Below are 21,973 nucleotides of genomic sequence, written 5' to 3' on the forward strand. Positions count from 1 at the left end.
AACTCCTTGTAATCCTTATGCCGTCGGCTGCATGCCGCGCTTTTGCAGCACGCGCCGTTCGATGACGATGACGATTTGATAGAAGAGGACTGCGATGAGGACCGAGACCACGGCGACCGTCCAGATCATGCCGTAGTCGAGATAGCCTCGTGACTGGTTCAAGAGATTGCCGAGCCCGGTGCCGGTGGCGAGCCATTCGGCGATCATGACGCCAAGCAGCGCGCGCGGCACGGCCAGCCGCATCGCGGCGAACAGATAGGGCAGAGATGCCGGAACCGAGACGAGGCGCAGCTGGGCAAGCGGGCTGGCGCCATAGGCGCGCACCACGTCAAGCGCACCGCGCGATACCATGCCGAGCCCTTGTGCCAGCGTGACGAAGGCCGGGAAGAAGGTTACGGAGATGGTGATCCAGAGGATGACCGAGGGGCCGCGTCCAAGCAGCAGAACGAGAAGCGGCGTCAGTGCCACCAACGGCATGGTCTGGGTGACGAGGGCGATCGGCATGAACGAGCGGACGATGCCGGGACGCACGACCGAGGCAAGCGCCAGCGCGAAGGCGAAGGCTAAGCCGGCGGCCATACCGATCAGCGTCATCGGCAGGGTCTGTCCGAGTGCTGCGATCAGCCGCGTCTGGGCCGATGCTGCGGATGGGGCAAGAAACAGGTAGTCGAACACGCCGGCCGGTGTCTTGGCGATCATTGCGGGCGTGCCGAGTATCTTCAGCAGCAGCCACCAAACGAGGAAGGGCAGGGCGATGGAGGCGAGCGTGAGCGCGATGCCGGAAAGATAGTTGGTCTCGGACCGCGTTGCCGGCGGCGTTGCGGCGACCGTGACCGCAAGCGTGGAGCGGGTAAGGCGCTTTTCGATGAGCGCGAAGATGCCATAGGCGACAAGCGCCATCATCGTTGCGGCAAGACCTATGCCCCAGAGGCGGGCCGGGTCGGCGCGGCCGAGCGAACCGATCAGATAGGCGCCGAGACCGAAGCGGCCACCGCCGCCGAACTCCGCGAGGATCGAGCCGAGCACGGCAGCGGGTGCGGCGATGCGCAGGCCGGCAAGGATGGCGGGCAGGGCGGCGCGGATCTCGACGAAGCGCAGAAGGGCGAGACGGCTGCCGCCATAGGCGCGCACCACGTCGAGCATGCGCCGGTCGGTCTGGCTGATGCCGGTGACGGTGGCGCTCATGGTGACGAAATAACAGCCGAGGGCGGCCAGCACGACGCGTGGGGTCATGCCGGAAAAGGTGAGCACCAGGATCGGCGAGATGGCAATCGGCGGCAGCGCGAAGAGCGCGACATTCAGGCCGCGCCCCAGGCGCGCGGCGATCGGCGAGACGGCAAAGAGAATGCCGGCGAGGATGGCGAGGCCGTTGCCGATCAGGAAACCGAGCGAAGCTCCTTCCAGTGTCGCGAGGACATGCAAGGGGTAGTCGCCGCGATCCTGCCAAAGCCGGACCAACACCTCGGTCGGGGCAGGCAGGGCGCCGCCGGCCACCAGCTTGAAGCGCCCGAGCAGTTCCCACACCACGAGCAGGATTGCTGCGTTGCGCAGTGCCGCCCAGTGGCGAAAGCCCACGGATTTGGCCGTCTCAATGGCCATCAAGTGCCTCCGCGACCTGGTCTTCCAGCGCATGGAATTCCGGTGTCGTGAATATTTCCGGCAGGCGCGGGCGGGCGAAGGGGATGTCGATCACCTTGCCGATGCGGCCCGGGCGGCTCTGCATGACGACGACTTTGTCGGCGAGGAAGACAGCTTCGTCGATGCCATGGGTGACGAGCAGGGTCGTGGCGCGGCTTTCCATCCAGATGCGCTGCAATTCGACATTCATCTGGCGGCGCAGGATCTGGTCGAGCGCGCCGAAAGGTTCGTCGAGGAAGAGGACCTTCGGATCGGTGACGAGGGCGCGGGCTATGGCGACGCGCTGGCGCATGCCGCCGGACAGCTCGCCGGGTAGCGCCTTTTCGAAGCCGTTGAGGCCGACGAGGTCGATCAGTTCGGAGATCTTCTTCGAAAAATCAGCGCGCTTGCGGCCGAGAACATCGAGCGGCAGGGCGATATTGTCCTCGACGCTGCGCCAGGGCATCAGGGCCGCATCCTGGAAGGCGACGCCGGTCAGGCCGGCCTTGGCCGCCTGCTGCGGTCTCATGCCGGCAATGCCGATTTCACCCGAGGTTGCCGTATCCAGTCCGAGCGCGAGGCGCAGCATGGTGGACTTGCCGCAGCCGGACGGGCCGATCAGGGCCGTGAAGGAGCCCGCCGGGCAGCTAAGCGATACATTGTCTAGCGCCTGCACAACGGTCTCGCGCCCCTGAAAGGAGCGCGAGATGTTTTCAAGCGTGATGCCGGTATTGGAGGTCATCAGACTTCTTCGAGGACGGTGGTATCGAAATGCTCGCGCTTGGCGGTGATGCCGACGGCGGCGAGCGCTTCGATATTGGCGGCGATCGATTCCTCGCTCATGGAGAAGATGCCACCGGCAGCTTCCATCAGCGGCTTCTGGGCCGTGTTGAAGTAGACTTCGTTCTCGATCGAGCGGCCGGTACCCTTGAACCAGGTGTCGGCAAAGGTCTTCGGGAAAGCGGTCGGGTCGGCGAGGTTTTCGTCCCAGCCCTTGCGGCTGGCCTTCAGGAAGGCGACGATTTCCTTGCGCTTGGCCTTCAGCGTCTCTTCGGTGACGACGACGGTGTCGTTGAAGATGGTGAAGCCGAAATCATAAAGCAGGAACGAGGTTGCCTCTTCGCCGGCCTGTTTGATGGTGAAGGGCACGTTGGTGGTGAAGTCGACGGAGGCGTCGATCTCCCCCTTGATCAGCGGGGTCGGATCGTAGGCGTATGGTACGATGTTGACCTGGGCGCGATCGATGCCGGAAATCTTCAGCATGGCTTCGACCGAGATGACGTTGACCGGCGGCACGGCCAATGTCTTGCCGATCAGGTCCTTCGGCTCCTTGATCGGGTTCTTCGCCAGAGAGACGATGCCGATCGGGTTCTTCTGGTACTGGGCACCGATGATCTTGAAGGGGGCGCCCTGTTCGACGATCGCCTTGATGGTCGTGTCCGGCGTGGTCAGCGTCAGGTCGGCCTTGCCGGCGATGATCGTGCTTTCCGGGATGACGTCCGGACCGCCGGAGAAATATTCCAGCTCAAGGCCGGCTTCCTTGTAATAGCCCTTGTCGGCGGCAAGGAAATAGCCGGCGAATTCCGCATCATTGATCCAGGACGCCTGGAAGTTGAACGGCGAGGCGGCGGATGCCATGCGCGCCATCATCGGCATGGCGGCGGCTGCGCCCATGAGGCCCATGAAATGACGGCGGTTGAGGGAAAGATGCATCGGGCTGTTCCTGGTTCTAGGGTGAAGTCGGTAATCGGTCTGTCAGGCGATGCCGCGCATGCGGGCAAGCTCTTTGAGCGGCGGCGTATCGGCGATCTCGTCGCGCGTCAGCCGGTCCCACTTGATGCCGCGGGGCCGGCGGCTGGCGCGCTCCACGATAGCAAGCCTGTTCGGCGTGGCGATGTAGTCGACCTGGATATCTGTCTCGCTCGGGCTCAATTGCTCGTCGACGACCTGCACGTCATGGACGATGGCGGCGACTGCCGTCTTTTCGTCAACGAGGCCGAGATCGGTGAACATGCCCCATTCGAGATCGAAATAGGTATGGCCCTTGCCGAAGCGAATGCCGTCCCTTGTCACGGCGGAGGCGCCGGTGGCGAGGAAGTCGAAGCGGCCGATGCCGGTCAGTTCGGCCAGATTAATCGGCCTTGCGAAATGCTCCATGCCGTCGAGCCAGGCGGCGAAGGGGGCAGCCTCCGGCGGCACTATGCCCGGCTCCAGATAGAGGAAGCCGCGCTGCATGTTGTAGGTCGACATGACGAAGGGTTTGCCCTCGACGATCAGCCGGCGGCGAAGCTCGGTCATCGAATTGTCGGGCGTGACGAAGGCCAGGCGACTTTGCGTGAACGCCGGCAGTGCGGCGATCCTGCACGTCGCCTGTTCGACGCCTTCGAAATCCGGAATGAACTCGCTGAAACTCAGGTGAAAGCGCGTGTCAGGGCGAGCGACGGCCTTCAGGCTGTCCCAAATTCTCTGCCGGAATACACGTGGTTGCGCCATGACGGCCTCGGTTTCAGTGTTTCATAATTCTGAAACAAAGGTTTCATTATTGCAAGTGGGGTGCTAATCTTTTTATGCAGAGCGGCAACCCGGAGTAATCATGGCCTCGCGTCTCGTCTTGCGCATTCAGGAACGCTATCAGCGGCTCACGGCCGGCGAGCAGAAGCTCGCCCAGCTCATTCTCGACCGCCAGGATGACATCCTGACCCACTCGGCTACCGAGATCGCCGAGATGGCCGGCGTTTCGAAGGCGACGGCGGCGCGCTTCTTCCAGCATCTCGGTTATGCCGATTTCAACGAGGTGAAACTGCAGGCGCGCGAAGAACGCAACCGCACGGAGCCCTATGGCTATTCGGTGACGCAGTCTGAACAGGTGGCGCTTGGCCGGACGATCGGTGCACATCTGGAACTGGAGCTGAAAAACCTCACCAAGACATTCGAGGAAATGCGTTCCGACAAGGTGCGTCAGGCGGCGGAGATGATCGGGGCCGCGCCGAAGGTCTGGATACTGGGGCTCGGGACGGAAGAGGGCGTGGCGCGCTATGCGCGACTGGTCTTCTCACGCCTGCGCCACAGCGTCATGATCCTCGGCATCAATCAGGGATCATGGGCCGAAGACCTTGCCATGACCGGGCCGAAGGACGTGCTGATCCTCGTCACCCTGCCGCCGCACCAGCCTATCCTCAAGCCTATCCTCAGCCATGCTGCGACGAGCCGGCTCAACATCATTACGATCACCGATCGCAACTCGATGCTGGAGGCGCAGCGCTATTCGAATGTCGTGCTGCCCTGCCATGTGGCGAGTTTCGCGCTCGGACCTTCGCATACGACCGTGCTCAGCACGGTGCGGCTTCTGGCGCTGACCTTTGCGGCGCATGCCGGCCGATCCGCCGAGCAGCGCTCGGAGATCATTTCGGCGATCCACGAGGAACTCGGTGACATCGACTGAGTAAAGTCGGCGCGCCTTCTCCCTCGCGCAGGATTTCAGTCGCTCGCTATGGCGTGGAAGAAGGTGCCGGTGACAGGCCCTCGTTTTCCGCCCGAGGGGCCGATCTCGACGCCACGGCCATCCGCTATCATCGCGAGGGGCTGATCGCTTCCGGCATCGATCACGCGTGCGTAATGGAACTCGTGGCCGCGCACGAGATCGCCTGTCGTGCCGATCGCCGACGGGCCGAGCAGCCGGGCCTGACGGTAGCCGAGGTTCATCTTGCGCTTGGCAAAGCTGGTGGAGTGGGAGAGCAGGCCCGTCATTGCGTGGATGACGCCGTCTGCATCCTCCAGCGTTTCACCGAGAACCATATAGCCGCCGCATTCGCCATGAACCGGCCGGGTCTCGGCAAAGGCTTTCAGCCCTGATCTGAAACGGTCCGCCTGTGCCAGTCTTCCGGCGTGAAGCTCCGGATAGCCGCCGGATAGCCAGCAGATATCGCAATCGGCGGGTGGGGCTTCGTCGGCAAGCGGCGAGAAGGTGATGATCTCGGCGCCCATCGCCCGCCATTGCCGCTTGAGATGAGGGTAGAGGAAGGTGAAGGCGGCATCTTCGGCAAGCGCTACCCGCTGGCCCGGCGGGGGAAGTGCTTTTTCCGTAGAGCCTTCCGGGATATCGAATGGCTGAGCGGCCGCAAAGATCGCGTCGAGATCGAGCGAGCGCTCCATGACATCCGCGAGCCGCTCGATATGGGCATCCATTTCCGGGTGCTCGCTTGCCTGTACGAGGCCGAGATGGCGTTCGGGCAGGGTGAGTGTCGGATCGCGCAACACGGTGCCGGCAACCGGCAGTCCGAGTGCCTCGATCGCGTCGCCGGACAGTTTTCTGTGCCGCTCGCTGCCGGCGCGGTTGAGCACACAGGCCGCCATTTTCACCTCAGGATCGTAATGCATGAAGCCACAGGCGATGGCCGCTGCCGTCTGGCTCTGGCCGGAAACGTCGAGGACGAGCAGAACCGGAAGGCCGAACAGGCGGGCGAGATCGGACGCCGCGCCTGAGCGGTTCGGCTCGGTCACGATACCGTCAAACAGGCCCATGGCGCTTTCGATCAGGACAAGCTCGGCGTCTTCCGCCTGCTGGCGCGCCAGGTGCCGCAGAAGGTCGGGCGCCATCGCCCAGCTGTCGAGATTGAGGCCTGGCAAGCGGGTGGCGGCTTCGTGAAAGCCGGGATCGATGTAATCCGGCCCCGTCTTGATACCGCGCACCTTGACGCCGCGGCGCTGAAACGCGCGTAGAAGGCCGATCGTCACGCTGGTCTTGCCGGAGCCGGAGCGCGGCGCGCCGATGATGAGTGCGCGCGCGGTCATTGGCCGTCGTCCGAACGCTTCGTGTCACCTGCAAGAACGGCCTGCATGTTGACGATGCGGCCGATGACGATGAGTGCCGGCGCTGCAAAATTCTGTCGCTGGATTTCCAATTCAACCGTGGCAAGCGTTGCCGTCATCGATCGCTCGTCGGGTGTCGTTGCCGCCATCAGTACGGCGACCGGCGTGTCCGCAGGCAGGCCGCCCTCCATCAGCAACCGGGCGATCGTGCCGATCGTGCCGACGCCCATATAGACGACGATCGGCTCGCCGGTTTTCGCAAGCGCCTTCCAGTCCAGGTCGCCGGGCGTGCCGGCGGCGTGGCCGGTCGCAAGCGTGATCGAGCGGCTGATGCCGCGCATGGTGGCCGGAATGTTGGCGGATGCCAGTGCCGCGAGCGCCGAGGTCATGCCGGGCAAGACGCGGAACGGGATGCCTTCCTTCACCAGAGCTTCGGCCTCCTCGCCGCCACGGCCGAAGATGAAGGGATCGCCGCCTTTCAGCCGCAGCACGCGCTTGCCGGACCGCGCGAGTTCGATAAGCCTTGCGGTGATGTCGTCCTGGGCAACGGAGGGTTTGCCGCCGCGCTTGCCGACGAAGATCAGCTCTTTCGTTGCCGACAGCGACAATACCGCGTCTGAAACGAGTGCGTCATGGACGATCACATCCGCCTTTTTCAGCGCATCGGCAACCTCCAGCGTCAGGTAACGCGGATGGCCCGGTCCGGCGCCCGCCAGCCAGACATGGCCGGAGGCAAATTCGGGGGCATCGACGATCGTTTCGATCAGCTCATTGACGGACATATGCAAACCTTTTGCCGGACGATTGCGGCCGGGCTATAGAGACCGCCATGGAAGCGGCCATTGAAACAGAAAGCAAGGACCTGCGCCGTGGCTGGACCACGGGAACCTGTGCTGCGGCTGCGGCCAAGGCGGCGTGCCTTGCGCTGATTTCCGGCGAGTTCCCCGCGATGGTCGAGGTGGCGCTTCCCGGTGGACAGCGGCCAAGCTTTGCCCTTGCCATGGAAGATAGCGGTGACGGTTTTGCCACCGCGGGCATCGTAAAGGATGCCGGCGACGACCCGGACGTTACCCATGGTGCGCTGATCATGGCGACGGTCCTGTACGGCGCTTCCGGTTCCGGCATTACCTTCAAGGCGGGAACGGGCGTCGGCACTGTAACGCGGCCCGGCCTGCCCTTGCCGCCCGGCGAGCCGGCGATCAATCCGGTGCCTAGGCAAATGATTGCTCAGGCGATCGCCGAGGTTGCGGGCGAGGGAGGCGATTTCGAGATCGAGGTTTCCGTCGCCGACGGCGAGAAGATTGCCGAGAAGACATTGAACGGCCGCCTCGGCATTCTGGGCGGCATATCGATCCTCGGGACGACGGGCATCGTCATCCCGTTTTCCTGTTCCGCATGGATCCATTCGATTTGGCGCGGCATCGATGTAGCGCGGGCGGCGGGCCTCGATCATATTTCCGGCGCGACCGGGAATATGTCGGAAAAGGCGGCGCAGGCGCATCATGGACTGTCCGAGATTGCGCTGATCGATATGGGTGATTTCGTCGGCGGCATGCTGAAATATGTTCGCAGCCATCCGGTGCCGAAGGTGACGATTGCCGGCGGCGTGGCGAAGATGACGAAGCTCGCCCAAGGCATGCTCGACGTGCATTCCAAGCGGGGGCTTGCCGATCTCGAAGCGCTTGCCAAGGTCGCTGCCGAAGCTGGCGCGGACGCCGAACTGGTGGCGCAGATTACCAATGCGAACACCGTTTCGCAGGCCTTCCAGCTTGCTGGAGACCGTGGACTTGCGCTTGGCGATCGCGTTGCGGCTCGCGCCTGGGCGACGGCGGCGAAGGCGTTGCGGGACCCGAACATCGCGCTCGAAATACTGGTCTTCGATCGCCAGGGTGCGCTTGTCGGCCGGACTGAATTCGCACCGTCCGATCATTCCGGCCCCTTGTCGGCCTGATCCTGTTGCAACTGCTCCCAGCCGGGGCGGAAGCGGCGTACATAGTCGGCATTATATAGCTGGCTCTCGACGAAATCCGATGCGCCCAAGCCCTTGCCGACAAAGATCAGCGCGGTGCGTTCGACCGGCTCCTCCGCCAGCCTTGCCTCGATATCGGCAAGCGTGCCGCGGATGATCCGCTCTTCCGGCCAGGAGGCGCGCACGACGATTGCGACCGGGCAATCGCCGCCATAAAGCGGTGTCAGTTCCTCGACGATCCTGCCGAGCGCATGGATGGCAAGGTGGATCGCCAGCGTGGCGCCGGTCGCGCCGAACGCCTTCAGCGTCTCGCCCTCCGGCATCCTGGAGGCGCGGCCGGACACGCGGGTGAGCACGAGGCTCTGTGCCACTTCCGGGATCGTCAATTCGCGCTTCAATGCGGCTGCGGCGGCGGCAAAGGATGGCACGCCGGGCGTCAGCGTGTAGTCGATGCCATGCTTTTCCAGCCTGCGGATCTGCTCCGCCACCGCGCTCCAGACGGACAGGTCGCCGGAATGCAGGCGGGCGACGTCCTTCGAGGCCTTGTGGGCGGCGACATATTCGGTCTCGATCTCGTCGAGCGACAGCGAGCCGGTGTCGACGATGCGGGCATCCTTGGGACACCAGTCGAGCAGTTCCTTCGGCATGATCGAGCCCGCATAGAGGCAGACCGGCGAACGGGCGAGGATATCCCGGCCGCGCACGGTAATGAGGTCCGCCGCACCCGGTCCGGCGCCGATGAAATGTACGGTCATGCTGTTTCCTTCGACGCTGCAAGTGCGCATGTCGCGCCCTGCGATATCAGGCGCGTAACGATCAGTTCCGACGTCGCACCGGCGGCGGCAAGTGCGGCTGCTTCGGAAAGGCAGGGCGACCGGGTTCTGGCAAAGCTGTGGGCGGAGACGGTTTTCGTTCGCGGTTCGGCAGCCATCAGGGCCTCGTCGTCGACGACATGCAGCGGCAGGCCACTCGTTTCGGCCAGTTGCAGCATGCCGGGTTCGTCGCGCTTGATCTCGCCGGTGGCCAGCGCACCGATCAAGGAGCGTGGAATGCCGGCCTTGGCGCAGGCGGCATCGAGCGCCGAGAGAAGTTCTTCCGATGATGCGCCCTTACGGCAGCCCAGTCCGGCGACGATCATGGCTGCGTCCCCTTCGTCCAGCTCCACTGCGTCACCGGCATTGCCGGTTTCCAGCCCTGCATCGTACCGACGGGCGCTGCGCGGGAAAGGTCGATGCGGACAAGCGCTCCACCGAGTCTTGCCTGCGCCGAAAGAAGCACGGTTTCCATTTCCAGCGTCACCGCGTTGGCAACGAGACGGCCGCCGGGCTTCAGGGCCTCGACGGCGCGATCGAAGACGCCCGGCTCGCTGCCGCCGCCGCCGATGAAGATCGCGTCGGGTTGGGGCAGGTCCGAGAGCGCCGTCGGTGCCTCGCCTTCGACAATCGAAAGTCCGGGCACGCCGAAGCTTGAAGCATTGCGCCTGATCCGCGCTGCCCGCTCGGGATGGCCTTCGATGGCGATCGCCCGCATGGACCGGTCGGCCAGCATCCATTCGATGCAGACGGATCCTGCTCCGGCACCGACATCCCAGAGGAGTTCCCCACTCCGGGGGGACAGCGCCGACAGCGTGAGTGCCCGGATTTCGCGCTTGGTGATCTGCCCGTCATGTTCGAACAGCGCATCGGGCAGTCCGAAGCCGCGCGGGATGATGCGCGCGCCGATATCGGACTTCACCTCGATGGCGACGACATTGAGGACGTTGATATCCTGCATTGCAAAGGTGGCGGCTGTCGAAGAGCGGTGTCTCTCTGCCTCGCCGCCCAGAGCCTCCAGAACCGTCATTGTCGATTGGCCGAAACCGCTTGCGTCGAGCAATCCGGCCAGTTCCGCCGGGCCTCGTTCATCCGAGGTCAGTGCGATGATGCGCCGTCCCACATGCAGGAGCGGTCGGATCAGGTCCAGCGGGCGGCCGTGCAGCGAAACGGTTTCTATCTCCTGCAACGGCCAGCCGAGGCGGGATGCGGCGAGGGAAAATGCCGATGGTGACGGGTAGGCGGTCATCTCATCTGCCGGGATGTGGCGCGACAAGGTCGCACCAACGCCGAAGAAGAAGGGATCGCCCGATGCGAGCACGCAGACAGGCCGGCCACGCAGCGCCAACACATCGCGCATGGCCGCATCGAAGGGCACGGGCCAGGCCCTTGCCTCGCCGTTGATGGCGGGTGCCGCCAGCTCCAGATGCCGCCTACCGCCAAAGACGACGGAGGCTGCAGCAATCGCTGCCATGGCATTTTCGCCAAGACCCTTTGTGCCGTCCTCACCGATACCGACGATGGACAGCCACCGGCTTTGGTTTAAAGCTCTCATTCCTGATTCAGGAGGCAATTTGACTTACTCCATCCTCATATTGGGCGGCACGGCGGAAGCCAAGGCGCTCGCGGCCCGCCTTTCCACCAGCCAGGATTGCCGCATCCTGCTGTCGCTTGCCGGCCGTACCAAAGCGCCGGCCGAACAGCCGGTGCCGGTGCGTATCGGCGGGTTCGGAGGGCCTGAGGGCCTGGCGAGTTTCATTCGGGAGCACGGCGTGGACCTGCTGATCGATGCGACGCATCCCTTTGCAGCGCAAATTTCCGCCAATGCGGCGCAAGCGGCGAAGGCGGCCGGTATCGACATCATGGCGCTGCGCCGTCCGGCCTGGTTGCGGCAGAAGGACGATCTCTGGCAGGAGGTGGCCGATATCGAGGCGGCTGTCGCAGCCCTCGATATCGCGCCGCGAAAGGTCTTTTTGACGCTCGGCAGGCAGGAGCTTCTGCCTTTCGAGGCGATGAAGCAGCATCACTATCTGGTTCGCAGCGTCGATCCGGTCGATCCGCCGCTCGATCTGCCGAACGTCACCTATATCACGGACCGAGGCCCGTTTTGCGAACCGGAGGAAATCCGGCTGCTCGAAACGCATGCCATCGATCTCATCGTCTCGAAGAATAGTGGTGGAACGGCGAGCGTCGCCAAGATTTCCGCCGCGCGTCGTCTCGCCATCGAGGTTGTGCTGATCGAGCGCCCGCGATTGCCGGACGTGGCTTCGGCGCAGAATGTCGAAGACCTTGCCGGCATGGTGCGTCACTGGGCGCTCTCCCGCATGAAACGCGGCGAATAGACGATCGGGCGCCTGTCGGCGCGTTCGATCAGGCGGGTTTCCGCCGTGCCGACGATGACGCAGGTCGCCATGTCGGCCATGTCTCCCTGTGCCTGCGACAACGGAACGATGCGGATCGCTTCATCCGGGCGTCCCGCAGCGCGGCCGAAAATGACCGGAACCGTTGCCGGAAGATGGGCACGCAGGATGTCGAAGGCCTCGCCCAGCTGATGCGGGCGCGCCTTGCTGATCGGATTGTAGAAGGCCATGACGAAGCCGGCGGACGCTGCCGCGACAAGCCGCTTCTCGATGATCGCCCAGGGTTTCAGGTTGTTGGACAGCGATATGGCACAGAAATCGTGGCCGAGCGGTGCGCCTGCCTTGGCGGCTACCGCCAGCATGGCGGTGACACCCGGCACGATCGACACGTCGAGTTCGCGCCATTCGGCCGGGCCTTCATCGATCGCCTCGCAGACGGCTGCCGCCATGGCAAAGACGCCGGGATCGCCGCCCGAGACGACGCAGACCCGGTTGCCCTTCGCCGCCAGTTCGAGCGCCGCCCTGGCGCGGTCCAGTTCCTCGCGGTTGTCCGAAGCATGGCGGCGCTGGTCGGCGCGCAGGTCCAGCCGGTCGATATAGGGAAAGTAACCGAAGAAATCGGTGGCGGCCCTGACGGCATCCAGCGCTTCCGGGGTGATCTGGTCCGGGCTGCCGGGGCCAAGGCCGACTACGGTCAGCGAGCCTGTCATTTCTCTATTCCTTGCGGTCGCGTTGCCCATCCGGGCACGAGGACGATGGAAAAATAGGGGGCAGGGCTTTCGTCGCGGGTCTCCAGCCGCTCTGCTGCGCCATTCGCCATCGTGCCGCGCTCGACGTAGAGCGCCTCTGAGAGCTTTCCGACGGCCGCAAGCGCGCGGCGGATTTTCGGCAGGTTGCGACCGACCTTCATGATGACGGCGCCATCGGTGATTGCGAGCCGCTCGGTGAGCTTTTCCTCCGACAGGGTGCCGGGCAGCACGCTGAGGATATCGTCACCCTGTACCAGCGGCAGACCGGTCATCGACCAGCAGCCGGACATTGCGGTCACGCCGGCGATCACGCCCGCCTGGTAGCGATCCTTCAGCCGCAGATGCAGATGCATGTAGGAGCCGTAGAACAGCGGATCGCCCTCGCTCAGCACCGCGACATTGCGGCCGGCGTCGAGGTGGACAGCGATTTCTTCCGCCGAGCGATCGAAGAAGTCGTTGATCGGGTTCTTGTAGTCGGGCTCGTCCTTGTGGGTCTCGATCGTCACCGGATAGACGAGCGGCAGTTCCACCGTGCCGGGCCGGATATGGGCCTCGACGATGGCACGGCCGTTGCCGGTCGAGCCCTTCTTGCAGAAGAAGGCGACGACATCGGCTTCGCTTACGGCGCGCACGGCCTTTAGCGTCAGGAGTTCGGGGTCGCCCGGCCCGGTGCCGACTCCGGTCAATCTGCCCTTGATGGTTGCGGCGCTCAAAGCCCGGCCCTCGCCAGCGCGTTGATGGCAGCGGCCGTCATTGCCGAACCACCCATGCGACCGCGCACCACGGCGTAGGGGATGTCATGGGTCGACGCCATCAGTGCTTCCTTGGATTCCATTGCGCCGACGAAGCCGACCGGCATGCCGATGATCGCCGCCGGGCGGGGAGCGCCGGCATCCAGCATTTCCAGCAGGCGGAAAAGGGCCGTCGGCGCATTGCCGATGGCAACGACCGCGCCTTCCATCTCGTCCCAGAGATCGAGTGCGGCGGCTGATCTTGTATTGCCGATCGTTTTTGCCAGTTCCACGGTGCGGCTGTCGCGCAGGGTGCAGATCACCTCGTTCTCCGCTGGCAGTCTGGCACGGGTCACGCCACGCGCCACCATCTCGGCGTCGCAATAGATCGGCTTTCCGGCCCTGAGCGCCCGACGCGCGGCTTTTACGAAATCATCCGAGAAGCGGAAATGCTCGGCTGCTTCCACCAGACCGCAGGCATGGATCATGCGCACGGCTATATCGGCCTGTTCCTCGGTAAAGGCTGACAGATCGGCTTCGGCACGAATGATGGCGAAGGACTTTTCGTAGATCGCATCGCCTTCGCGGATATAGTCGTAAGTGGTCATGGTCGTCCTGTGGCAACGGCTGCCAGACGCGCGGAACCGATCCGGGCAAGGCAGGCGGCGGAGTTTTCGCCCGGCCGTCGTTCTGATCTTACAAGATCGGAAAGGCGGCGAAGCGTGGCGTTGGTATCGGCAAAATCCGTGAAAGCAAAGGGTGCGTCGGCCGCTTTTCCCTCGGCAATCAGGGAAACACCGGCGGCGGTGCCGCACAGCGCGAGCGCCGAGGGGGCGGGATGGGCACATCCCTTGGCGCAGCCGGTCACATGCAGCTTGAAGGATCCATCCAAAAGATCCGTGCATTCGGCTGCGGCTCGCTCTGCAATCGCATGCGTGGCGATCGTGGCGGATGTGCAGGCAGGGCGGCCGGTGCAGCTTGCGACATGGCCGCGCGGATCATCCGCCCTCACGACGAAGCCGCGGTTTTCGGCAAAGCTTCGCAGCGCGTGGCATGCGGGTTCGGAGCCGAAGAAGAGAAGAGAATGATCCAGTGCAGGACCTGCCGATCTTATTCCAAGCCGGGTGGCTTCGTCGCAAAGGGCAATGAGGGCCGGCGCTTCCGTCTGACCGAAGGCCGGACCGATGCCGACGGCATGGAGACCAGCGCGCAGGATAAACAAGCCGAATGGGGACGTGGCTGCAATGCCCGTTGGCAGGCCCTGGTCCGTTGCGCGCAACGCCGACGGATCGGCATGTTCGAGAGGCGGCTCAGATGCTGCGAGCATGAGGGATGCGAGATCGCGTCCGCGAGCCTTGTTTCCCAGTGCCTTTAGCCTTTTCAACAGCTCCAGAACTGTGCCGACAACAAGTGTTTCACGTAAAACATTGAAAACGTGCCCTGAATCCTCTGTGCCGCCGAGAATGATGGTCCATTCGCCATTTGCTGTGGCAACAATCCGGATATCGGCGAGAAGTTTCGAATGCCGAAGCTGGCCATGGCCATCGACCACGATCGCCATTTTCGGCGCCAGTCCGGTGGTGTTGCCGGCAGCTTGCCTGATCGCTTCCGCAAGTGGTCGCGGATCGGCGATCTCACGGGCGTCGAGGCCTGCGAAAGGCGGTGTCTCAACGGCGAGGCCGTCGCGCAGTGGCAGGTTCAGTTTCCGTATCTCGGCATCGAGCCTGGGGGCGGACGCTTCGGTGAGGCCGCGCACCTGGAGATTGCCGCGGGCGGAAATGTCGAGCATGCCATTGCCGTGCACGACTGCCAGGCGGCAAATCCCCGCGAGATCTGCCGGTGAAATCGCCTGTGTCAGCGCTATGCGCGCCAGCAGCCCGTCGCCGGTCATCATCGGCGTCGAGAGAGCCGGGCATGCGCCCCGCCGCATGTCGGATCTCGGTGTATCCTGCGGGAGCACCGTCATGCGATCTCTCCCTTCAGCATTTCCAGTTCGGCATGCACCGCGTTGCGGCGCGGATGCCAGAGGCCGCGGTCTCGTGCGGAGCGGAACCGCTCGCCCATGTAGCGCGCGCCTTCCGGGTTCTGCGCGAGGAGGAAGTCGCGGACGGTCTCATCACCCAGATAGGCGTCGTAAGTGGCGTCGATCAGTGATTGGGGGATGGCATGGGTCGTTTCGGCAAAGCCGATCAGCCGGTCTACCGTTTCCACCAGTTCGGCTGCGCCGCGAGGGCCATGGCGCATCTGGCCTGCGATGAAGCGTGGATTGGTGGCCCGCGCCCGCACCACACGGGTCACGGCTTCGGAAATGGACCTGGCTTTCGGTCTTGCCGGATCGGTCGTGTCGAGCGCGATCATGTCCGCCTTGCCGCCCAGGGCTGCGACGGCGGCTGCAAAGCCGCCGATGAAGGCGACGTCGGCGGAACCATCGAGCAGGTCGCGGCCGGGATCGTCGCCGGTATGGACGAGCAGGTCGGCCGACCCTATCCGCCCGGCAAATTCGCCGGGCCGATGGCTGGCCTCGCCGTCGGCACCGCCAAAGGCGTGGCTGGTCGCATCGAGATAGATGCGGCCCAGTTCCTCGCGCTCGGCCCATGTGCCATCGGCAAGCTTTTCCTCGATGCCGGAGCCATAGGTGCCGGGGGCCGAACCGAAGATGCGTGGCGGGGCATGACCGAGTTTCAGCGCTTCCTCCGCCAGCGGATTGTCGCCGGGGGCTTCCTCGCGCGCGGCGATGGCCCGCATGGCGGTATCCAGCAGGGCGATCAGTGCCGGGAACATGTCACGGAACAGGCCGGAAATACGCAGCGTCACGTCCACGCGCGGGCGCCCGAGCTGTGCCGGGGGAAGGACCTCTATGCCGGTGATACGCCCGGTCGCCATGTCCTGCACCGGCTTTGCACCGATCAGCGCCAGAACCTGCGCCACCTCTTCGCCGCCGCTTCGCAGTGAAGCGCTGCCCCAGAGATCGAAGACGAGGTTCTTGGGCCAGTCGCCATGATCCTGAAGGTAGCGGCGAAGAATTTCGTCGGCGGCACGCTTGCCCAGCTCGAAGGCTGTCGGTGTCGGCAGCGTGCGCGGGTCGCTTGCGAAGAGGTTGCGGCCGGTCGGCATCACATCACGTCGGCCACGCGCCGGCGCGCCGGACGGGCCGGGGCGGATGTGCCTGCCATCCAGCGCATCGAGCAGTGCCTGCCTTTCCGTTTCAGCGCTTGCGATGCGCAGCGGATCGTCATCGCCTTCTGCGACTGTCCCGAACACGTGCTGGCCATCCTTGATGGCGAAGTCCTTGAGGTCGCAGAGGAAGGCATCGATGCGGGCGAGCGCCGTGTCCGGGTCGTCGTCACGGGAAACCCCGGCATCGGTCGCGATATTCGTGTCACGCGCCGCATCGACGATCAGCTTTGCCAGCCGGTCGCGGCGGCGGCGGTCCAGTCCATCTGCCTGGGCGTATTCGTCGACCAGAAGTTCCAGCTTTTTCTCATCGTCTGAAAGGCCTGCGCCGGTCAGAACCGGCGGCAGATGGCCGATCGTGACAGCCGCAATCCGGCGCTTGGCGACCGCTGCCTCGCCAGGGTTGGAGACGATGAACGGATAGATCACCGGCAGGCCGCCGGTGACCAGTTCCGGGAAGCAATCCCTCGACAGCGCGACTGTCTTTCCAGGCAGCCATTCCAGCGTGCCATGTGCGCCGACATGGATGACGGCATGCGTGCCCCGCGTGTTGCGCATCCATTGGCCGAAGGCGATCAGTGCATGGCGGGGCGGCAGGTCCGGACTGTGGTAATCGGCACGGCGGTCAGCATTGCGGCCACGATCCGGCGCCAGGGCGACCGTGACGTTGCCGAAGTCCGCGGCGCGGAACCGATAGGCTCCGGCTTCGAGATCGCCGTCGTTTTCCGCTGTGCCCCATGCCGCATCGGCACCGGGGGCTGCACTATAGTCGTCAAGCAGCAGGGCGCCCGTCTTGCGATCGAGGCTGTCGAGTAGCTCGCGCGGCGTTGCCGGAATATCGGACACCGAATAGCCGGCGATGGAAAGCCCGTGCAGCATGGACAGCACGCTTTGCGGTACGTCCAGTCCGACCGCATAGCCTGTGCGGCCCGGAGCACTCGGATAATCGGGCATCAGGACGACGATCTTTCGCTCGGCGCGCGGTGTCTGCTGCAACCGAACAAAGGCGGCGATGCGCTCGGCGACCCGCTCTACCCGATCCGCTTCCGGCCGGTTGGCGAGATTGGCGGAGTTTGCGCCATCCTTGAAGGAGATTGCGCCGGCGAGAATACGTCCGTCCAGTTCCGGCAGGACCACGTGCATGGCAAGATCTGCTGGGTTGAGGCCACGTCTTCCCTCCACCCAGCCCTCACGCCGTGTCGTGGCGACGACGATCTGGAAAACCGGAATGCCGCTGCGGTCGAACAGCGTCTCGCCATTGTCGTCGGCGCTGCTGGCAAAGGCCGTCGTCGTCAGGATTGCCGCGGGAGCAAGCTCTGCGATGGTCTGCTCGACGAAGGCGATCGCCTCGGCATCCTTGAGGCCTGAGACGAAGACTGGAATGGGCGCAAAACCGCGTGACGACAGCGCTGCAAAAAGTGCATCGACCGGCTCGGCATCATTGGCGAGCAGCATGGAGCGATAGAAGAGTATGGGCAGCCGGGGCGCCTGTGGCGGGAAGACGGATTTGAGGTCCGCAAGCGCGATGATACCGGCGCCGGGCATGTAAAATCCGGCTTTCGGCATAGGCGCTGCTGCGGGCAGAGGGCGCACTTCGCCTTTTGCCAATGCGCCAAGTTTGCTTGCCAGAAGCTGCATATTGGCCGGCCCGCCCTCACGGAAGCACGCCAGAAGATCGGCCAGCGTTTCTTCGGAAACCGTGGATGCGGCAGCCAGCCGGTCGTCGCGCATGCTGCATTCGCCCGGCAGCATGGCCAGCGAGATTTTCCGGCGCTTCGCCAGTCGTGACAGCTCTTCGACGCCATAGGACCAGCGATCGTAGCCGCCAAGGATGCGCAGCAGGATGACTTTCGCATGGGCAGCCGTCTTTTCCGCCCACAGATCGACGGACATCGGATGGCGCAGATCCGAAAGGTTGGTCAGGGCGATGGAACTTCCTCCATCGTCCCATCCTGCTGCAACCCCGTTCAAGTCACTTCCGGAGAAGGACAAAACCACCACGTCGGCCGGCAACTGGTTAAGGTCGACCGGCTCTATCAGGTCGTCGAGTGACGACGATGTTGTGGCGAGTATATGCATCCTTCCTGCCCCGGTCCGGTGGCCTTCAGGCCGCCAGCATCTTCTCGATTGCAGCGCGGTCCAAGCCCTTTTCACCGATGATGACCAGACGGCTCCGGCGCGTTTCGTCAACACCCCATGCGCGGTCGAAATAGTGGTTGACCCGCGATCCTACCGCCTGAACCTGTAGGCGCATCGGCTTGTTCGCGACATCAATGAAGCCCTTGATGCGCAGCACGTTTTCCGCCTCCGCCGTGGCGGAAATGCGGTCGGCCAAGGCTTCGGCATCCGAAACAGTGGGCAGATCGATGACGAAACTGTCGAAATCGTCATGATCGTGGTCGTGTTCCTCGTCGTGGTGGGTCTTGCGGTTGTCGATGTCGTCCTCGACGGCAAGGCCGAGACCGATCAGCACGCCCGGATCGACGGCGCCATTGGCAGCCGGGACTATCTTTACCGCACGCGGCAGATGCGCCTGAATGCGGCCCTTGGCGGCGGCGAGCGAGGCCTGGTCCAGAAGGTCGGTCTTGGTCAGCACGATCATGTCGGCGCAGGCAACCTGGTCCTCGAAGACCTCCTCCACCGGATCGTCGTGATCGATGGAAGCATCCGCCTGACGCTGGGCTTCCAATGCGTGGTGGTCATCGGCGACACGGCCCTCGGCCAGCGCCAAGCCGTCGACCACGGCGATGACGCCGTCAACGGTGACGCGCGCTTTCACGTCCGGCCACTGGAAGGCCTGAACCAGCGGCTTCGGCAGAGCAAGGCCCGAGGTTTCGATGAGGATGTGATCGACGCGCGGCTCGCGGGAGAGGATCTGGTCGATCGCCGGAACGAAATCGTCGGCAACCGTGCAGCAGATGCAGCCGTTGGCCAGCTCGATGATGTTGTCATCCGGGCAGCTTTCGATGCCGCAGCCCTTCAGCACTTCGCCGTCGATACCGACATCGCCGAATTCGTTGACGATGATCGCCAGCCGCTTTCCGTCGAGTTTTTCGATCAGGTTGCGGATCAGCGTCGTCTTGCCGGCGCCGAGAAAGCCGGTGATGACGGTGCAGGGAACCTTGTCGAACTTGGTGCCGGAATTGACGTTCATGAAGGCATGTCCTCGTGATGATGAAAGGGTGGAATGCGGGCCGTCATGCCCTTGCCGCGCAGGCAGGAGGGGCGGCCGCGAAGGGGAAGAAAGCCGCGCTCGTCCTCAGCCAGCATCATCGCGCCGGTGACGATGTCGTCGGCATTGTCGTTGGACAGGTGGCCGAAGACATAGGACCAGCCGGAGCGGTGGTTGAAGGCGGCACTCGGGCTCTTGTCGCAATTGGCGAGACAGGTGACGGGCTTGATGGCGAGCGGCTTGCCTTCGGCAGCAATGCGCAGCGCCTCGATCAGGCCAACACCTGGACGGGCCTGACTGTCGGTCGCCTCACGACAATTGGTGCAGACGAAGATCGTCACGTCTGCTTCACCGGCGGCCGTTTCGCCATCGTTCTTTCGCACGTCACTCGTCATCGGGCCGCATACCGCCGGTCTGTCTACAATCGGGGTGCGCAACAGGCGGACGAGCCATCCTGCAGTGGAAAGAAAGCTTCGCCCGGAGCACCCCGCCGGAAAAGCGCAATTTTTGAACGGCAGGTCTCCTGGCTCGCGGGTCGTCACCATCTGCCTGCCTTCCCGGATGTCTCCAGTGGCGTTTCTGGCAGGATGGCTCGCCGCACACAGTTGCGGGGGCAGCCGCGGCATTGGATGATTGCCATCCGCACCGCATTCTCTCTTAGCCCCGACCGTTGCCGGCAAGGGACCGTCATGCCGTTCAAGTAAGCTTTCCGGTGGTGAACTGTCAATGTCGCAAAGCCGATTGCCGAGACAACCGAATTGTTTATAGTGATCGTGTCTTTGGTGCTTCAACGAGCTACCCAAGGGAATGCGGTGCGACGAAGCTCGTCAATTCCGCGGCTGCCCCCGCAACTGTAGGCGGAAAGCTTTTGCCCAACACGGCCACCAGGCCGTTACGCCACTGGAGAGATCCGGGAAGGCGGGCAAGGGCGCCAGATCCGCAAGCCAGGAGACCTGCCAGGGACATTCGGCATTTTAAACAGCCCTCGGGTGGAGGGCAGAAAGACGAAATCCATGGTTAGCTCCGCCGCAGGCGCAGTCAGCGTCTCCGCATCCAAAATCCTTCCTCTCGGCATGTCGGCCGTTCTCGGTCTCTTCATCGTCGGCTTTGTCGGCTTCTCGCATCTGGAAGTCGTCCATAACGCGGCTCACGATACGCGCCATTCGCTGGCATTTCCCTGCCACTAAAGAGGAATTCCCATATGTCGCTGTTTCGTAACATCGTCCTTGCGGCGGTGATCGCCGGCCTGTTGTCCGGTCTCCTGATGACCGTGATGCAGAGCTTTTCCACGGTGCCGCTCATTCTTGCGGCCGAAACCTTTGAGACTGCCGGTGGGGAAGATGCCGGGCACTCCCATGACGTGGCCCCGGCCGCCGGTGCTGCCGCGCCTGCCGAAGCCGACCATCATCACGATGCGGAAGCCTGGGCGCCTGCAGATGGCCTGGAGCGCTTTATCTACACCGCTGCAGCCAATATTCTTTCTGCGGTTGGTTTCGCGCTCGTTGCCATTGCTGTCGCCGAGGCACTCGGCGGGTTTGGCGGATGGCGCGGCGGCCTGATGTTCGGCATTGCCGGCTTCCTTACCGTCAGCCTGGCACCCGGCCTTGGCCTGCCGCCGGAACTGCCGGGCATGCCGGCGGCGGAACTCGGGCCGCGCCAGGTCTGGTGGACGGCGACAGTGGTGTGCACCGCGATTGGTCTCGGCCTTCTCGCCTATAGCCGTTCGGCGCTTCTTGCGGCGCTGGCGATCGTGCTTCTTGTGGCCCCGCATCTCATCGGTGCACCGCTGCCGCCTACGCACGAGACGGCCGTGCCGATCGAGCTTCATGCCCGCTTCGTCAATGCCGTCTATGCAACCAACCTCGTCTTCTGGGCTGTTCTCGGCGCGCTGGCCGGCGTATTGCGGCAGAAACTTCGCAGCGGCGAGGCCGCATCCATCGGATCAAACCGGGAGCTTGCAGCATAGTGAAAGACGTCGATCAGACCGCCGAGGAGCGCCATCGCGCCAAGATGGCGAACCGCAAGGCGGTTCAGGATGCGGAAGTCGCCGAGAAGACCCTCGAAAAGGGTCTTCTCATCGTCCATACAGGCCCCGGCAAAGGCAAGTCGACCGCAGCCTTCGGGCTAGCGCTTCGCATGCTCGGCAACAATCGCCGCGTCGGGATCGTGCAGTTCATCAAAGGCGCATGGTCGACGGGCGAGCAGCCGGCGCTCGCCGTCTTCGGCGATCGCGTTGTCTGGCATACGATGGGCGAAGGCTTTACCTGGGAAACCCAGGACCTGAAGCGCGATATCGCGGCAGCCGAAAAGGCGTGGGAGAAGGCGCTCGAGCTGATGGCGGACGAGACGATCGGTCTCGTCATTCTCGACGAACTGAACATTGCCCTGCGCTACGACTATCTCGATCTCGAAAAGGTCGTCGCCGGCTTGTCTGCCCGCCGCCCGGACCTGCATGTCGTCGTCACCGGCCGCAACGCGAAGCCGGCGCTGATCGAGGCGGCCGATCTCGTCACCGAGATGTCGCTGGTCAAGCATCACTTCAAGGCGGGCGTCAAAGCCCAGGCCGGAATCGAGTTCTGA

At 64.0% G+C, this 21,973-nt stretch carries 22 protein-coding genes and 2 riboswitches; of the genes, 6 read left to right on the plus strand and 16 right to left on the minus strand.

Translation table 11 applies throughout. The features are described from left to right. Positions 1 to 15: 15 nt before the first annotated feature. Genes AC0JZ4_RS06100 through AC0JZ4_RS06115 form a run of 4 tightly spaced genes read right to left on the minus strand, consistent with a single transcriptional unit; the run spans position 16 to position 4,110 of the window. Complete coding sequence (locus AC0JZ4_RS06100) at positions 16 to 1,599, minus strand: ABC transporter permease (RefSeq protein ID WP_471885519.1); 1,584 nt, start codon at positions 1,597 to 1,599, stop codon at positions 16 to 18. Continuing rightward, entirely contained in the window at positions 1,589 to 2,359 is a 771-nt protein-coding gene (locus tag AC0JZ4_RS06105; RefSeq protein WP_471885520.1) for an ABC transporter ATP-binding protein, read from the minus strand. Before AC0JZ4_RS06105 ends, AC0JZ4_RS06100 begins: the two co-directional genes overlap by 11 nt. Beyond that, positions 2,359 to 3,330: an ABC transporter substrate-binding protein gene (locus AC0JZ4_RS06110; protein ID WP_471885521.1), complete on the minus strand. Its 972-nt coding sequence runs from the start codon at positions 3,328 to 3,330 to the stop codon at positions 2,359 to 2,361. Before AC0JZ4_RS06110 ends, AC0JZ4_RS06105 begins: the two co-directional genes overlap by 1 nt. 42 nt (positions 3,331 to 3,372) lie before the next feature. Continuing rightward, on the minus strand, positions 3,373 to 4,110 hold the full coding sequence (locus tag AC0JZ4_RS06115; protein WP_471885522.1) for a 5-formyltetrahydrofolate cyclo-ligase: 738 nt from the start codon (positions 4,108 to 4,110) through the stop codon (positions 3,373 to 3,375). Positions 4,111 to 4,210: 100 nt separating this feature from the next. Here AC0JZ4_RS06115 and AC0JZ4_RS06120 point away from each other — a divergent pair, with 100 nt between their 5' ends. After that, positions 4,211 to 5,059 carry a MurR/RpiR family transcriptional regulator gene (locus tag AC0JZ4_RS06120; RefSeq protein ID WP_471885523.1) on the plus strand — a complete coding sequence of 283 codons (849 nt, stop codon included), beginning with the start codon at positions 4,211 to 4,213 and terminating at the stop codon, positions 5,057 to 5,059. Positions 5,060 to 5,094: 35 nt separating this feature from the next. On the opposite strand, the gene AC0JZ4_RS06125 is transcribed toward AC0JZ4_RS06120, so the two are convergent. After that, a complete protein-coding gene (locus tag AC0JZ4_RS06125) occupies positions 5,095 to 6,408 on the minus strand; it encodes a cobyrinate a,c-diamide synthase (protein WP_471885524.1) in 1,314 nt (437 codons plus the stop codon). Continuing rightward, the gene (gene cobA / locus AC0JZ4_RS06130; protein WP_471885525.1) at positions 6,405 to 7,208 is read right to left on the minus strand and encodes a uroporphyrinogen-III C-methyltransferase; all 804 of its coding nucleotides are present in this window, start codon (positions 7,206 to 7,208) and stop codon (positions 6,405 to 6,407) included. Before cobA ends, AC0JZ4_RS06125 begins: the two co-directional genes overlap by 4 nt. A 47-nt stretch (positions 7,209 to 7,255) precedes the next feature. Here cobA and AC0JZ4_RS06135 point away from each other — a divergent pair, with 47 nt between their 5' ends. Then, entirely contained in the window at positions 7,256 to 8,377 is a 1,122-nt protein-coding gene (locus AC0JZ4_RS06135) for a cobalt-precorrin-5B (C(1))-methyltransferase (RefSeq protein ID WP_471885526.1), read from the plus strand. On the opposite strand, the gene cobM is transcribed toward AC0JZ4_RS06135, so the two are convergent. From cobM to cbiE, 3 genes are read right to left on the minus strand one after another with little or no spacing between them, the layout of a single operon-like run. Continuing rightward, complete coding sequence (gene cobM, locus AC0JZ4_RS06140; RefSeq protein ID WP_471885527.1) at positions 8,353 to 9,150, minus strand: precorrin-4 C(11)-methyltransferase; 798 nt, start codon at positions 9,148 to 9,150, stop codon at positions 8,353 to 8,355. The two genes, AC0JZ4_RS06135 and cobM, sit on opposite strands and share 25 nt — an antisense overlap. Further along, on the minus strand, positions 9,147 to 9,533 hold the full coding sequence (locus AC0JZ4_RS06145) for a cobalamin biosynthesis protein (RefSeq protein ID WP_471885528.1): 387 nt from the start codon (positions 9,531 to 9,533) through the stop codon (positions 9,147 to 9,149). The genes cobM and AC0JZ4_RS06145 overlap by 4 nt, the downstream gene beginning before the upstream one ends. Beyond that, the gene (gene cbiE / locus AC0JZ4_RS06150) at positions 9,530 to 10,762 is read right to left on the minus strand and encodes a precorrin-6y C5,15-methyltransferase (decarboxylating) subunit CbiE (RefSeq protein WP_471885529.1); all 1,233 of its coding nucleotides are present in this window, start codon (positions 10,760 to 10,762) and stop codon (positions 9,530 to 9,532) included. The genes AC0JZ4_RS06145 and cbiE overlap by 4 nt, the downstream gene beginning before the upstream one ends. A 19-nt stretch (positions 10,763 to 10,781) precedes the next feature. Between cbiE and AC0JZ4_RS06155 the strand changes: the two genes are divergently transcribed. Then, on the plus strand, positions 10,782 to 11,549 hold the full coding sequence (locus tag AC0JZ4_RS06155; RefSeq protein ID WP_471885530.1) for a cobalt-precorrin-6A reductase: 768 nt from the start codon (positions 10,782 to 10,784) through the stop codon (positions 11,547 to 11,549). On the opposite strand, the gene AC0JZ4_RS06160 is transcribed toward AC0JZ4_RS06155, so the two are convergent. Genes AC0JZ4_RS06160 through AC0JZ4_RS06190 form a run of 7 tightly spaced genes read right to left on the minus strand, consistent with a single transcriptional unit; the run spans position 11,513 to position 19,788 of the window. Beyond that, positions 11,513 to 12,277: a precorrin-3B C(17)-methyltransferase gene (locus tag AC0JZ4_RS06160; protein ID WP_471885531.1), complete on the minus strand. Its 765-nt coding sequence runs from the start codon at positions 12,275 to 12,277 to the stop codon at positions 11,513 to 11,515. The genes AC0JZ4_RS06155 and AC0JZ4_RS06160 overlap by 37 nt on opposite strands. Further along, positions 12,274 to 13,029, minus strand: a complete 756-nt coding sequence (locus AC0JZ4_RS06165) for a precorrin-2 C(20)-methyltransferase (protein ID WP_471885532.1) — start codon at positions 13,027 to 13,029, stop codon at positions 12,274 to 12,276. Before AC0JZ4_RS06165 ends, AC0JZ4_RS06160 begins: the two co-directional genes overlap by 4 nt. Further along, positions 13,026 to 13,655 carry a precorrin-8X methylmutase gene (locus AC0JZ4_RS06170; RefSeq protein ID WP_471885533.1) on the minus strand — a complete coding sequence of 210 codons (630 nt, stop codon included), beginning with the start codon at positions 13,653 to 13,655 and terminating at the stop codon, positions 13,026 to 13,028. Before AC0JZ4_RS06170 ends, AC0JZ4_RS06165 begins: the two co-directional genes overlap by 4 nt. Continuing rightward, positions 13,652 to 15,013 carry a precorrin-3B synthase gene (cobG, locus tag AC0JZ4_RS06175; RefSeq protein WP_471885534.1) on the minus strand — a complete coding sequence of 454 codons (1,362 nt, stop codon included), beginning with the start codon at positions 15,011 to 15,013 and terminating at the stop codon, positions 13,652 to 13,654. The genes AC0JZ4_RS06170 and cobG overlap by 4 nt, the downstream gene beginning before the upstream one ends. Further along, complete coding sequence (gene cobN, locus AC0JZ4_RS06180; RefSeq protein ID WP_471885535.1) at positions 15,010 to 18,300, minus strand: cobaltochelatase subunit CobN; 3,291 nt, start codon at positions 18,298 to 18,300, stop codon at positions 15,010 to 15,012. The genes cobG and cobN overlap by 4 nt, the downstream gene beginning before the upstream one ends. 25 nt (positions 18,301 to 18,325) lie before the next feature. Continuing rightward, entirely contained in the window at positions 18,326 to 19,375 is a 1,050-nt protein-coding gene (gene cobW / locus AC0JZ4_RS06185) for a cobalamin biosynthesis protein CobW (RefSeq protein WP_471885536.1), read from the minus strand. After that, the gene (locus AC0JZ4_RS06190) at positions 19,372 to 19,788 is read right to left on the minus strand and encodes a DUF1636 family protein (RefSeq protein ID WP_471885537.1); all 417 of its coding nucleotides are present in this window, start codon (positions 19,786 to 19,788) and stop codon (positions 19,372 to 19,374) included. The genes cobW and AC0JZ4_RS06190 overlap by 4 nt, the downstream gene beginning before the upstream one ends. A 101-nt stretch (positions 19,789 to 19,889) precedes the next feature. Continuing rightward, positions 19,890 to 20,097: riboswitch (cobalamin riboswitch) on the minus strand. Between the two features lie 59 nt (positions 20,098 to 20,156). Then, positions 20,157 to 20,368, plus strand: a riboswitch (cobalamin riboswitch). A 38-nt stretch (positions 20,369 to 20,406) separates the two neighbouring features. Between AC0JZ4_RS06190 and AC0JZ4_RS06195 the strand changes: the two genes are divergently transcribed. Genes AC0JZ4_RS06195 through cobO form a run of 3 tightly spaced genes read left to right on the plus strand, consistent with a single transcriptional unit; the run spans position 20,407 to position 21,973 of the window. Further along, a complete protein-coding gene (locus AC0JZ4_RS06195) occupies positions 20,407 to 20,580 on the plus strand; it encodes a CbtB domain-containing protein (RefSeq protein WP_471885538.1) in 174 nt (57 codons plus the stop codon). A 14-nt stretch (positions 20,581 to 20,594) separates the two neighbouring features. After that, positions 20,595 to 21,359 carry a CbtA family protein gene (locus AC0JZ4_RS06200; RefSeq protein ID WP_471885539.1) on the plus strand — a complete coding sequence of 255 codons (765 nt, stop codon included), beginning with the start codon at positions 20,595 to 20,597 and terminating at the stop codon, positions 21,357 to 21,359. Further along, the gene (gene cobO / locus AC0JZ4_RS06205) at positions 21,359 to 21,973 is read left to right on the plus strand and encodes a cob(I)yrinic acid a,c-diamide adenosyltransferase (protein WP_471885540.1); all 615 of its coding nucleotides are present in this window, start codon (positions 21,359 to 21,361) and stop codon (positions 21,971 to 21,973) included. The genes AC0JZ4_RS06200 and cobO overlap by 1 nt, the downstream gene beginning before the upstream one ends.

Source organism: [Rhizobium] kunmingense (assembly GCF_977018605.1).

Coding starts and splice junctions, on each gene's coding strand:
- AC0JZ4_RS06100 (WP_471885519.1), bottom strand. CDS start 1,599: ATGGCCATTGAGACGGCCAAATCCGTGGGCTTTCGCCACTGGGCGGCA.
- AC0JZ4_RS06105 (WP_471885520.1), bottom strand. CDS start 2,359: ATGACCTCCAATACCGGCATCACGCTTGAAAACATCTCGCGCTCCTTT.
- AC0JZ4_RS06110 (WP_471885521.1), bottom strand. CDS start 3,330: ATGCATCTTTCCCTCAACCGCCGTCATTTCATGGGCCTCATGGGCGCA.
- AC0JZ4_RS06115 (WP_471885522.1), bottom strand. CDS start 4,110: ATGGCGCAACCACGTGTATTCCGGCAGAGAATTTGGGACAGCCTGAAG.
- AC0JZ4_RS06120 (WP_471885523.1), top strand. CDS start 4,211: ATGGCCTCGCGTCTCGTCTTGCGCATTCAGGAACGCTATCAGCGGCTC.
- AC0JZ4_RS06125 (WP_471885524.1), bottom strand. CDS start 6,408: ATGACCGCGCGCGCACTCATCATCGGCGCGCCGCGCTCCGGCTCCGGC.
- cobA (WP_471885525.1), bottom strand. CDS start 7,208: ATGTCCGTCAATGAGCTGATCGAAACGATCGTCGATGCCCCCGAATTT.
- AC0JZ4_RS06135 (WP_471885526.1), top strand. CDS start 7,256: ATGGAAGCGGCCATTGAAACAGAAAGCAAGGACCTGCGCCGTGGCTGG.
- cobM (WP_471885527.1), bottom strand. CDS start 9,150: ATGACCGTACATTTCATCGGCGCCGGACCGGGTGCGGCGGACCTCATT.
- AC0JZ4_RS06145 (WP_471885528.1), bottom strand. CDS start 9,533: ATGATCGTCGCCGGACTGGGCTGCCGTAAGGGCGCATCATCGGAAGAA.
- cbiE (WP_471885529.1), bottom strand. CDS start 10,762: ATGAGAGCTTTAAACCAAAGCCGGTGGCTGTCCATCGTCGGTATCGGT.
- AC0JZ4_RS06160 (WP_471885531.1), bottom strand. CDS start 12,277: ATGACAGGCTCGCTGACCGTAGTCGGCCTTGGCCCCGGCAGCCCGGAC.
- AC0JZ4_RS06170 (WP_471885533.1), bottom strand. CDS start 13,655: ATGACCACTTACGACTATATCCGCGAAGGCGATGCGATCTACGAAAAG.
- cobG (WP_471885534.1), bottom strand. CDS start 15,013: ATGACGGTGCTCCCGCAGGATACACCGAGATCCGACATGCGGCGGGGC.
- cobN (WP_471885535.1), bottom strand. CDS start 18,300: ATGCATATACTCGCCACAACATCGTCGTCACTCGACGACCTGATAGAG.
- cobW (WP_471885536.1), bottom strand. CDS start 19,375: ATGAACGTCAATTCCGGCACCAAGTTCGACAAGGTTCCCTGCACCGTC.
- AC0JZ4_RS06190 (WP_471885537.1), bottom strand. CDS start 19,788: ATGACGAGTGACGTGCGAAAGAACGATGGCGAAACGGCCGCCGGTGAA.
- AC0JZ4_RS06195 (WP_471885538.1), top strand. CDS start 20,407: ATGGTTAGCTCCGCCGCAGGCGCAGTCAGCGTCTCCGCATCCAAAATC.
- AC0JZ4_RS06200 (WP_471885539.1), top strand. CDS start 20,595: ATGTCGCTGTTTCGTAACATCGTCCTTGCGGCGGTGATCGCCGGCCTG.